Origin of the sequence: Paraburkholderia sp. BCC1885 (genome assembly GCF_900996235.1) — a bacterium.
GTDB lineage: Bacteria > Pseudomonadota > Gammaproteobacteria > Burkholderiales > Burkholderiaceae > Paraburkholderia.
This window is the reverse complement of record NZ_CAAJGM010000249.1, coordinates 1-10907: the sequence shown is the minus strand read 5'-3', so window position 1 is coordinate 10907 and position 10907 is coordinate 1. Positions and strand designations below refer to the sequence as shown.

The 10907-nt window shown below is 58.5% G+C and carries 8 protein-coding genes and 1 pseudogene; 3 read left to right on the top strand and 6 right to left on the bottom strand.

Going from position 1 to position 10907, the window contains the following annotated elements; genetic code table 11:
• Together FQ755_RS32085 and FQ755_RS32080 are read left to right on the top strand one after the other, a co-directional pair.
• Window positions 1-506, top strand: a pseudogene (locus FQ755_RS32085) (inovirus-type Gp2 protein); the annotation flags it as partial.
• An 81-nt stretch (window positions 507-587) separates the two neighbouring features.
• The gene (locus FQ755_RS32080) at window positions 588-842 is read left to right on the top strand and encodes a hypothetical protein (protein WP_144160759.1); all 255 of its coding nucleotides are present in this window, start codon (window positions 588-590) and stop codon (window positions 840-842) included.
• A 48-nt stretch (window positions 843-890) separates the two neighbouring features.
• Here FQ755_RS32080 and FQ755_RS32075 read toward each other — a convergent pair whose 3' ends face one another.
• The 4 genes from FQ755_RS32075 to FQ755_RS32060 all read right to left on the bottom strand — a co-directional run bounded on the left by FQ755_RS32075 (window position 891) and on the right by FQ755_RS32060 (window position 7421).
• Window positions 891-3170: a hypothetical protein gene (locus FQ755_RS32075; RefSeq protein ID WP_144160756.1), complete on the bottom strand. Its 2280-nt coding sequence runs from the start codon at window positions 3168-3170 to the stop codon at window positions 891-893.
• Between the two features lie 385 nt (window positions 3171-3555).
• Entirely contained in the window at window positions 3556-4173 is a 618-nt protein-coding gene (locus FQ755_RS32070) for a hypothetical protein (protein WP_144160753.1), read from the bottom strand.
• A 520-nt stretch (window positions 4174-4693) separates the two neighbouring features.
• Window positions 4694-6871, bottom strand: a complete 2178-nt coding sequence (locus FQ755_RS32065) for a putative bifunctional diguanylate cyclase/phosphodiesterase (protein WP_144160750.1) — start codon at window positions 6869-6871, stop codon at window positions 4694-4696.
• Window positions 6872-7037: 166 nt separating this feature from the next.
• On the bottom strand, window positions 7038-7421 hold the full coding sequence (locus FQ755_RS32060) for a response regulator (protein WP_186308720.1): 384 nt from the start codon (window positions 7419-7421) through the stop codon (window positions 7038-7040).
• Between the two features lie 181 nt (window positions 7422-7602).
• Here FQ755_RS32060 and FQ755_RS32055 point away from each other — a divergent pair, with 181 nt between their 5' ends.
• Complete coding sequence (locus FQ755_RS32055) at window positions 7603-9978, top strand: PAS domain S-box protein (protein WP_260858980.1); 2376 nt, start codon at window positions 7603-7605, stop codon at window positions 9976-9978.
• Window positions 9979-10548: 570 nt separating this feature from the next.
• Here the strand turns inward: FQ755_RS32055 and FQ755_RS38440 are convergent.
• Together FQ755_RS38440 and FQ755_RS38820 are read right to left on the bottom strand one after the other, a co-directional pair.
• Complete coding sequence (locus FQ755_RS38440; protein ID WP_260858979.1) at window positions 10549-10680, bottom strand: hypothetical protein; 132 nt, start codon at window positions 10678-10680, stop codon at window positions 10549-10551.
• A gap of 133 nt (window positions 10681-10813) precedes the next feature.
• Window positions 10814-10891 (bottom strand): hypothetical protein, encoded by a 78-nt coding sequence (locus tag FQ755_RS38820; RefSeq protein ID WP_409937793.1) that lies wholly within the window; start codon window positions 10889-10891, stop codon window positions 10814-10816.
• Window positions 10892-10907: the final 16 nt, after the last annotated feature.

Below are 10907 nucleotides of genomic sequence, written 5' to 3'. Positions count from 1 at the left end.
ACAAACTGATGTCAGGCATCAAGAACTACGTCTGGACGATCGAGCAAGGCGAGAAGACTGGCTTTCACTTGCATGTGATCCTGTACTACGAAGCGAAGCACAAGCGTGACGTGTCGCTCGCGCAGCGTATTGGTGAATACTGGGCTGATGTCGTGACGGAAGGTAAGGGCGCGTACTGGAACAGCAATGCTCGTAAGGCATTCCATGCCAGATTCGGTCATGGTGTCGGTACGGGGCAGATCGATCGCAAGGACGTCGAGAAACGCGAATCGCTGAGAAAGAATTTGCTTTATCTTGCGAAGGCATCGCAATACCTGATGATCAAGGGCACGGATCGTGTTCGCACGTTCGATATGGGTCGAGTGCCGGAGAAGTTGAAGGCTGGCCGTCCGCGAGTCGATTCCGATAGATTCGACATCAAAGACGATGAGGCTGTCGGGCAGATAATCGCTGCGTCTTGCACGAATGCATCCGACGACATCCCGTGGGAGTTTACCGTAGCATAAGGCTGGGTGAGGTATGGTAGTGCTTTGCAGGGCTGGCGGTAGTCCTGCAAGACACTTATAAATATAGGGAAGCGGGGCGCCATGGAGAAAAATTACATCTTGAACGAACAGGGCTATTTCTGGTGGCGTGACGAGAAATATCCTGACACTCAGTTTGCGCCGGAAAAGCATGTCACGGGATGGCTGAAGATCGCCGAGGACGGGGGATCCGGCTTGAGCTCGATGGTGTTCTCCCCACGAATCAGCATCCTATTGAACAGGTTATTGCGAATAGCTCGACCAGGAAGCCACCTCGCGCAATTCAAGGCATTACAAAGAAGACTGGAAAGAAGGTGATTCTGATCGACGCGATACCGAACGGCGGTCAATTCAACTCGCATGAGTCTATACGTTGCGTATTGCCAATACCCGTTCGAGATCGAACAAGCGTTTTTTGTCTGTATCACTAAGCTTGTATGCCTGTCGAATCGATGTGATCTTTTGCGAGACATCTGTTCCTTCCCCTGGAATCTGCATGAGTATTTCCACAGCGTGAATTTGCAGATCGATCTGCTCTGGGTTTTTTGACGCAAGGCTGGAGGTGGCTTCGAAAGCTCGAAGGTAATCGTTCTTCAGTAGAAAGCAGGAGACGAGATTGCGCGATGCCTCGTCATGGGGGGCTAGAGTGATGGTGCCGTTGCAGCATCCGTCCAGTAAGGCTTCACGCAAAACTTGCTCATTCGGCGTGTTCAGGGACAGCGCGATCAGTACACATATGCCAACATAGTCATGGGCCGCAATGAGCTTTTTAAGGGCGGCGATCTTTTCGTCGTCGCCCGCTAGCAACGAAGACCACCTCAATTCGATCTGACGCTGAAGGTCTGCGTAGTGGATCATGAAGGGTTTAGCGCAGGACCCTATTCTCTGGTTGCAGAATGCACTCGCAAATGCCAAAAGGGCCATCGATCTTTCCGGTTCCTGCAATTCTGCTATCAACGAACGAACGGTCTCGTCATAGTCAGTGCGTGCTGTCCCTTTGTTGTTGATGCGGAAAATCCCTTCTTCACGAACATACGTTTTGAAGCGCGCAAGCATGGCTTCCAGCTCGATCTGCCAGTTTCCATGCTGGGATTGAGTTTCGAGAAATGTCCGTGCCGACGCATGCGGCGCGCTGGCAATCTCACCGAGCACCCGACAAATTAGAAAGATTCGTAACGGCGGGAGATTGTGACTGTCTCGTGCGTACCGGACAAGCGCTTCGACAAGTTGATAGGGTGTAAGGCCAGCACAGACCTGAATTAGCTCGAGAACGCTGATGAACTCCGGGTCGCTGACACCACCGGTCAGCGTCGTGACCAGGAATTGATGGGCGTGCCTGAACTCATGGTGCAATTGGCTGTAGCCGTGACTGAATTGGTCAGCCTCTTCGATCGTCTCGACGACTGTCGATCCTACAAATGCCGCCAGGAAGAACTGACGAGCATCTCCCTTTTGCGAGTCGTCCCCCGCTATCCACCGAAGCAGATTCTGGTGGTAAGCGCTTTCGTCGTCGATTGCTTGGTGTCCGATCGGGACGAGGCTGGCGGGAGAGTTTCCTGAATATGAGATGGCCTGCGCGCCAGCCATTGTGACGCCGTACACACGAGCACCGTCCGCAATGTACGTCCGCAAAAATGGGGCGCTGCAGCAAGTCTTGAGAAAAGCGGCAAGCATGCGCTCATAAAACTTCAATCCTCGCTCCAGATCGTAAGCATCCAAGTCAGCGATGAGTGACGTTATGGTTGAGGTATCGCTCGCTTCGATATGAGCGCCGACATAGTTCCGTACATCTCGTATCGGCTGTAACTCGCTACCAAAGTTTGCAGCTGCGACGAAATCGTTGATTGCTGACGCAGACTGACCGGAATCTTCAACCAGCTTGTCGAGCCCGTCCATCTCCTGAGGGGCGCCGGATTGCAACAGACGCGTAACAAGACAGTCGCAGAAACTGACAATATCGGTAGCAACGCGTGCCCTGACGATCCTAGCGATACGGGGATGCGAGCCGAGTGCTTGGAGAAGATCTCGCTCGAGTGCGATCCAGCGACGGATCAATGCGAGCTGTGCTGCCCTCGCATGTACGGGCGTGAGATTTACCGCGGCGCTCGTATTGTTACGGGTTGCTGCGAGCGAGTCTGTCCCAAGCTCAATTCCAGTGCGTCTGTCGAGGGTGCGCTGATAGGATTGAAGGTGTGCCAGTAGACTGGCATCGGTGATTTCTGTTGGATTAGCGTACGGGATATATCCGTACAGATTGAATGCTGAAAGGCTGTCGTACAGCTGGCGCGCCTCCTCAACGAAGAAGCCGACCTTGCCGATCTCAATATCATTCCACAGTTCGATTCGTTTGCCGAAATCGAGGTCTTGAACATGGGCACCAAGTCGATCTCTAGACTTCTGAAGAATCTCACCAAACGTTTCTGCATAAGCCTCCTTGGTCTTATGGAACTCACGCGTATCGTGACCGGCAACATTGAATGGCTTGCGAAGACTACGGACGATATCGATGAAGCACCCGGCTCGGATGAGAATATGGCGAGCAAGGGTGCGGCTTACGAAGGGATCGGTGAGATGCTCAGTTAAATACAACGTGATCCGCATCTCTTCCAGAGTGAACCGAAGCTTTTCCGTTCGAATAGCGATCATGATCTAGGTAACTGATAGTAGGCCGACTAGTGAACTGTAGAATGACCGGCGTCGCACAGGTGGTTTTTCTTCCTAATGTACGTTGCCGACAACTGTTGTGATCGCGGACAGCAAAACGGAGACGGCTGTCCACTGTGCAGCACGTTGGTTAAGTACAGCCGCTTTGTTGCCTCCCTGCTGTATCCCGGCCAGCCACTCATTTATGGCCCGAATCGGATTGCCGGGTTCTATGCCGCAGCTATGCACCCAAGTGGGAATATTTGGCGCCTTGCTGGCTCGGCCCCACAGACCCGCAGCGTATACACCGGTGAGTGCCGTCAACATCGTCAAGAATTCTGTTAGGGATGACGTCATGCAACGTTTTCTTTTCAATCGAGGCTGCGCATTAGAGGTGTCTACGGATCTGCAACGTAAATTCACCTGGCGCTACCTCTTCAACTCGCTCGGCGAGCGCAATCGAGATTTTGAGGCTGTCGCTACGGTATTTTTTAAAGATCTCGCGGTGCTTCAAGACGAACGCATCGCCTGTAAGGTCTGGGTCGCCTGCGAAGATGCGAGACGCGCCGATAGCGATCCGGCGTAGATGCAGTACTTCCTCCATCTTTCCCAAGGCTGTCACGGCGACTGTCGGAAATGCCGCGAGCATGTCTGCAATATAGCGAAACTCAGCTGCTGCATCGGGATAGATCGTCATTTCGACTCGATTGGATCTTTCAAAATTCGAGAGGACGCATATCTGCGCCAGTTCCGCAGCGAGTTGCTGCAGTCCGAGGAGTTCTCTAGCTTGGTCCGCAATCGCGGTACGCGCAAGTCTGTTTCTCTCAGCCTGGATCTGGTATCTCGCCACCCCAAAAGCACCTATGACGGCGGCCACGGTACCTGCTGCTTGTGCCCATCCAGCCGCTGACGAACTATCCGCAGGCGGAAACCGAATAAACCATCCGACACATGCGCCGGCGAAAAAGGCTGCGGCAAAGAGAAGCTTTCCACTTAGATGACCCATACACGAACTCCGATTCTTGTTATCTGGTCGATGGTAATTAATGCGCCGCACGGTGCTTGCGTGACCATAGATTAGCCTTATCGTCCCGGCGTAGGAGTGTTGGACGGCTCTATCGAATATTCTTGCTTCTTCGCCGCATCGTACGGATAGCCGCGTTATGCCGAGCATCGGGCAATCATCGCATAGTGGCGTCAATTAAATCATTGGAGGTCGCTAAGCCGACACTCGAAACCATCCAGGTGAAGATCAAGAAGCTGCAAGCACAGGCGGAAGCAATCCCTGTTAGCGAGGCTACCAATCGCTTGAACGTCTGTGAGTAGGTGAGAGGTGGCCGTGCAAATTCGGACAGCCGGATAAGTGGAACGTTCGGGGCCTGAGCCGGCGATAATGCCGACAAAGGAACCTTGAAGATGACGAAGAGAACCCGACGGACGCATTCGGCCGCGTTCAAAGCGAAAGTGGCGATGGGGGCGGTCAAGGTGAGCGGACGCTAGCCGAACTGGCGCAGCAGTTCGATGAACTATTGACCGGACGCGCCGGCCACCAAGCCGCCCCGGGTAAGTTGCTGCCTGAACTCCTCGGCCGGCATCGGCTTGCCGAAGAGAAAGCCCTGCGCGGTCTCGCAACCTTTCTTGCGCAGCCGTGCAGCCTGCTCTTCTGTTTCCACTCCTTCGGCAATAACGTCCAGACCGAAGCTATGGCCGAGGTACAGGATCGCCCGGATGATGGCCGCGTCTGGAGGAGACTCCAGCATGGCGCGCACGAACGTCTGGTCGATCTTCAGCCGTGACAACGGATAGCGCTTGAGCATGCTGAGCGACGCATAGCCGGTACCATAATCGTCGAAGGCGATGCCCACGCCGCGCTGGTGCAGTTCCCGGAGCGGCCGGAGCATGTGCTCATCGTGGCGCAGGATGATGTTCTCGGTAATTTCCAGTTCGAGCGCGGCAGGGGGCAGGTTGAACGCCTGTAATGCAGCAAGAACCTTGTCCGCCAGATCGCCCGTGCGAAACTGCGCGCCGAACAGGTTGACGCCCATGCGGAAGTCCGGGACCGCCCCGCGCCATTGCGCCGCCTGCGCGCATGCCGTGCGGATGATCCAGTCGCCGATCTGCGGCGCGAGCAGGCCCGCTTCTACCGCGGTGAGAAATGCCCCGGGGCCAAGCAGGCCTTTTTCCGGATGGCGCCATCGCAGTAGCGCCTCGGCGCCCACGAGTGACCCGTCGGCCAGTCTCACCTGGGGCTGGTAGTGCAACTCGAACTCCTGCTGTGCGAGTGCCCTGGCAAGTTCGCCCTGATAGGCGCGTCTGAGCGTCGCCGCCTCGCGCAGGTCTGCGCTAAAAAAACGCCGGCAATTTCGCCCCTCCGCCTTGGCCTGGTAAAGCGCGAGGTCAGCGCTGGAGAGCAACTCCCTGACTGTCAGTCCATCTCCGGGAAACATCGCGATGCCGACACTCGCGCTGATGTTCACGGGTTGCCCGTCAACCGTCAGCAGCTGTGATACGGCTGCGATCACACCGTCTGCAATCTGTCCGGCCCCGATCGCATCGGGTATTCCCGGTAGCAGGATCGCAAATTCATCACCCCCCATCCGGGCGACCGTGTCGCCCGGACGCGCACAGGCCCGCAGGCGACGGGCAACATTGACCAGAACCGCATCGCCGCCTGGATGGCCAAGGCTGTCGTTGACGTCCTTGAATCCGTCGAGATCCACCATCATCACGCAAGCCGACATCTCTTCACCGAGCGCCAGCTCGACCTGCTCCCTGAGCATGGTCCGGTTAGGCAGGTCGGTTAGCGGATCGATATGGGCCAGCCGCAGGAGTCGCTCCTCGTTCTGACGCCGCTCCGTAATGTCGCGCAGGATTGCGCCGAACCTGGGGCGACCGTCTTCGCGCCACATCGAGCCGGACAGCTCGACCGGGATCATCGACCCGTCGGCCGCCCGCACCACCATCTCCACGGTGCGCCCCTCGGTGAGCGATTCGCCAGCCGCGGCGAGCTGGTACAGACGGGCGGTGAACTGCTCCGGTGCGATGAGGTCGATGCTGCGGCCCAGTATTTCGTCGCCCCGATACCCCAGCAGCTTCTCCGCGGCCGGATTCCAGAACGTGGTCAGGCCCTGGTGGTCCGCACAGATGATCGCATCGGGCGAGGTACCCGCGATCTTCTCGAACCGGAACTGGCTCGTGCGCCGCGCCATCTCCAGTCTGCGGATCTCGAGCTTGTCCAGCACGAGCGCGGCGAGATCGCGCAGGTTGCGCCCGTCGTGCTCACTGAAATTCTCGCGAGGCTGATGCCCGATGATGCACAGCGTGCCGAGCGCGTGGCCGGTGGCCGTACGCAGCGGCGCGCCCGCGTAGAAGCGGATGAAGGGTGCGCCGGTTACCAGCGGATTGTCATGGAAACGCGCATCGGTGCGGGCATCCGGAACGATCATGATGTCGTCGCCACGGATGGCGTGGGCACAGAACGACACGTCGCGCGACGTTTCACAGACGTCCAGCCCCACACTCGCAGCGAAAAGCTGCCGCTCGGCCTCGACCAGCGATATCAGGGCGATCGGCACACCGAAAATACTGGCGGCGAGGTGCACCAGACGGTCAAACCCCGGGTCCGCGAGTGCCGATCCGACGCCGTACTCCGCAAGCGCCGTGAGACGGCTTTGCTCGGTTTCGTTTTCCGTAGACGATGACATGCCCCCTCCCTCCCCCAAGCCCATTTATCTTCACGACCCACCTGCCTTCTGAGACGCCGTCCCGTGATGTAATCGCGACAGGAAGAATTGTAAGAATCCTATATAACCCCGAGCCGCGCAACTCCCCGGAACCCCTGTAGCTGGTCGCCGGGCAGCCGGCATCAGGTCACCGTTCCGGGGCGCGCATGTCGACATGTCCCGGACGGGCAGGAGCATGCCGGTAGATGAGCCGCAGGAGTTGCAGTACCCCAAACGGCTTGTGCAGGAATCCATCGATGGGCAGGTCGCCTGGCGGCTGTAGCGCACTCATCAGGAAGACCGGCATGTCCGCCAGCGCTGGCGCGCGCCTGAGTTCCCGCACGAGGCGGCCGCCGTCCATCACAGGCATCATCCAGTCCGAGACGACGACGTCTGGCCGCCACAGCGCGAGCGATTCGAGCGCACGGGCGCCATTGGCAGCCGTGTGCACTTCCAGTCCGTATTCCGCGAGGGCCAGTTGCAGCGCCTCCAGGACGGCGGGTTCATCATCCACCAGCAGTACCCTGATCATCTTTATCGCCCATCGCGTCCCGGTTGCACGAAGCAAGTTCTGATCCATCTGTTCTTCTCCCTGGCGCTGATAGAATCGACTGTCGTACAGGTGATGTGGGCCCAGATGCCATGCCGGATTTCTATGTCAGGCCCGGGAGCCGGTGTTCCGGAAACAGATACGCAAGCAATGCACCCGACAGATGACGATCCCCGAACCGACGAACATGCAGCCCGATACAAGCGACTGGACCCGGCGGTGGGTCGGGTCGACCGTGGACTATTCCGTTTTCCTGATTAGCCCGGATGGCAGGGTGGCCAGCTGGAACGAGGGCGGTGTCCGCATCGAGGGATACCGGCCGGAGGAAATCCTCGGTCAGCATTTTTCCGTTCTCTATACGGATGAGGACCGTCGTGACGGTTTCCCCGATGCGGTGATGGACAGTGTCCGGAAAACGGGGCGTCACGACTCGGAAGGATGGCGCCGTCGAAAGGACGGAAGCACCTTCTGGGCGAGCGTGGTCACCACCGCCCTGCGCGATGGCCAGGGACTGTTCGACGGCGCCGTTCAGGCGGTGCGCGACGTGAGCGAGAAGCGCCGGGCGCACGAGGCCGTGCTTGAAAGCGAGCAGCGTTTCGGGCTGCTGGTGCAAGGGGTGACCGATTACGCCATCTTCATGCTCTCGCCCGACGGATATGTGACGAACTGGAACAGCGGCGCCCGGCGGATCAAGGGGTACAGCGCCGAAGAGATTGTCGGTTCGCATTTCTCGCGCTTCTATACGCCGGAAGATGCTGCCGCTGGGGTACCCCAGCGCGGTCTGGAGACCGCCGCCCGCGAGGGCCGGTTCGAAGCAGAAGGCCGACGGGTGCGTCGGGACGGGACGACTTTCTGGGCGCACGTGGTACTCGATGCGATCCGCGACGACGACGGACATCTCCTGGGATTTGCGAAGATCACGCGGGATATCACCGAACGGCGCGAGGCCAATGAACTTCTGGAAAAAACCCGGGCCGCGCTGTTCCAGGCACAGAAAATGGAAGCGATCGGCAAGCTGACGGGGGGCGTCGCGCATGACTTCAACAACGTCCTGCAGGTACTAAGGGGCAACCTCGAACTGCTCGAGAACCGGCATCGCCGGGACGCCTGGAGCGGTGAGCGGCTTGCCCATGCGATCGATGCCGTCGAGCGGGGTGCGAAACTCGCGTCGCAACTCCTCGCGTTCGGCCGGCGGCAGGCGTTACGCCCGGTTGTAGTCAATCTTTCCGCGGTGGTGCACGGAATAGATAACATGCTTGCTCGCGCGCTGGGTGAAACGATCAATGTGGAGACGGTGGTGGCAGCGGGGCTGTGGAACACGCTGATCGATACCCACCAGCTCGAGAATGTGCTGCTGAACCTGGCTATCAATGCGCGCGACGCGATGCCCACAGGAGGGCGTCTGACCATTGAGCTGACCAACGCGATGCTGGACGACCGCTATGTGCGTCCTTTCCCGGATGTCCCACCTGGCCAGTACGTGATGCTTGGTGTGACCGATACCGGCGTCGGCATGCCTGCCGAGGTTGTCGAGCGTGCCTTCGATCCGTTCTTTACCACCAAGCCAGAAGGTCAGGGTACGGGCCTGGGTCTGAGCATGGCCTATGGATTTGTCAAGCAGAGTGGCGGGCACATCAGGATCTACAGTGAAGTGGGACACGGCACGACCATCCGGATTTATCTGCCAAGATCAACGGAAACGGCTGTTGATCCGCACGCAAGACACGGCCACACGGTCATGAGGGGCGGCAAGGAGACCATCCTCGTCGTGGAGGACGATGCCAGGGTACAGTCGACGGTCGTCAGCATGCTGACGGACCTGGGCTATGCGGTTCTGAAGGCCGACGACGCCGAGCAGGCGCTTGCTGTGATCCAGAGCGGTGTTCACATCGACGTTCTCTTTACGGATGTGGTCATGCCCGGCACGCTGCGAAGTCCCGACATGGCTCGCCAGGCAGCCCTGCTGTTGCCACACCTGAAGATCCTTTTCACTTCCGGTTACACCCAGAACGCGATCGTGCATGGAGGACGGCTGGACCCCGGCGTTGAACTTCTCAGCAAGCCCTATAGCCAGGAAGAACTTGCGCACAAGCTGCGCCGTATTCTCGGCACGCCTGGCGAGGCGATCGACATGGCGTCTGGTAATGCGCACGCCGCGCGGGTGGGTACTGCCGCATTACCCGCAGGGCCATTGCATGTCCTGGTCGTCGAAGACGATGAGGCTTCATTAGAAGCGGTCTGCGAAATTCTCCAGATGCTCGGTCACAGTGCGGCAAAGGCGATGAATGCGTCCGAGGCCACAGAGCGGCTCGATGCTGGGAGATTCGATGTCCTGCTCACTGATCTGAACCTTCCCGGCGTCTCCGGACTCAAGCTTGCAAAACAGGCCGTCGCGGCGCATCCCGGCCTGCAGGTCATATTCGCGTCGGGAGATGAATTGTCCGACGATGTGTTGTCGCACTTTCCGTGCAGGGTATTGCGCAAACCCTATGCGATAGAAGAACTCAACGAAGCGCTTCGGGGAGGTTCGGAGCGTTGAACGCTGCCCGACGTTAATGGGGTGAGGACTGACGCGACTACGCCGCCCCGGGACGGTATGACGAACATCGCCCGGCTCGAGTGCGACGTAATCGGGCTTTATTTCCCGGCGCCGCAATCCGGACGGCTTCGCGGAGGTGAAGGGGTCTCCGAGGGCTGCGTCGATTCCGAAAAATGCGCTGGACGAAACGGTTGCGAAGCGGCTTTGGCTAGAATCTGAGCGCCTGACGCGTGTGAAATTCGGCGCACTCTCCGATGTTCCGTAGAAAGTAGAAAGCGAATGCGGGACGCAGAGTGGCGCGCCTGGGTCCGCCCCGTGCCACTTTGCGCGGACCTGTGCGGTTGAATGGAAGGAATCGGTGAGAAAAGTCGTGTCCGCGGAGCCTTCTGCGGTCGTTCGTTGTGCGGTAATTCGACCATGACTTTGGAGAAACATATGCGTTCGATCCTGAACACGCTGAGGCGCTGTGTGCGAAGAGCGAGCACATGGTCGGCGAGCGTTTCTGTGGCTCGGTGGTTGCATCGGTGTGGGCAGCCGTCATGAGCGGGCTGTTCACCGACGATTTTTCAATCACAGGAAGACCCCGTGAACGTTTTGCATCTGACCAAAAACTGGATCGATCGCGAGGTGCGCCAGGGCTGGATCATGGCCGTACTGGGCGTGTCTGGCGCAGCGCTGTTCGTCCTTGTGTTTCGATGTCATTCAGAACTGGTTCGAGGCCTCATCGTACCTGCGGCGCTTACTTTTCGTGTCTGTTCCGCATTGGCTTTCGCCATATTGAGCTCTTCGTCACCCGGGTGGCGCCGGTCCGGCGCCACGTGTTTCGGGCAATCGGTCAGTATTGAGAGACGCCGCCATCGACATCCAGCTCAACGCCCGTAATGTAAGCACTGTCTTCGGACGCGAGGAACACGGCCGCCTTGCCCAAG

Bases quoted from the DNA above. Each gene is read 5' to 3' on its own strand.
- FQ755_RS32055 (WP_260858980.1), top strand. From the start codon at position 7,603: ATGACGATCCCCGAACCGACGAACATGCAGCCCGATACAAGCGACTGG.
- FQ755_RS32060 (WP_186308720.1), bottom strand. From the start codon at position 7,421: ATGATCAGGGTACTGCTGGTGGATGATGAACCCGCCGTCCTGGAGGCG.
- FQ755_RS32075 (WP_144160756.1), bottom strand. From the start codon at position 3,170: ATGATCGCTATTCGAACGGAAAAGCTTCGGTTCACTCTGGAAGAGATG.
- FQ755_RS32070 (WP_144160753.1), bottom strand. From the start codon at position 4,173: ATGGGTCATCTAAGTGGAAAGCTTCTCTTTGCCGCAGCCTTTTTCGCC.
- FQ755_RS38440 (WP_260858979.1), bottom strand. From the start codon at position 10,680: ATGACATCGAAACACAAGGACGAACAGCGCTGCGCCAGACACGCCCAG.
- FQ755_RS32080 (WP_144160759.1), top strand. From the start codon at position 588: ATGGAGAAAAATTACATCTTGAACGAACAGGGCTATTTCTGGTGGCGT.
- FQ755_RS32065 (WP_144160750.1), bottom strand. From the start codon at position 6,871: ATGTCATCGTCTACGGAAAACGAAACCGAGCAAAGCCGTCTCACGGCG.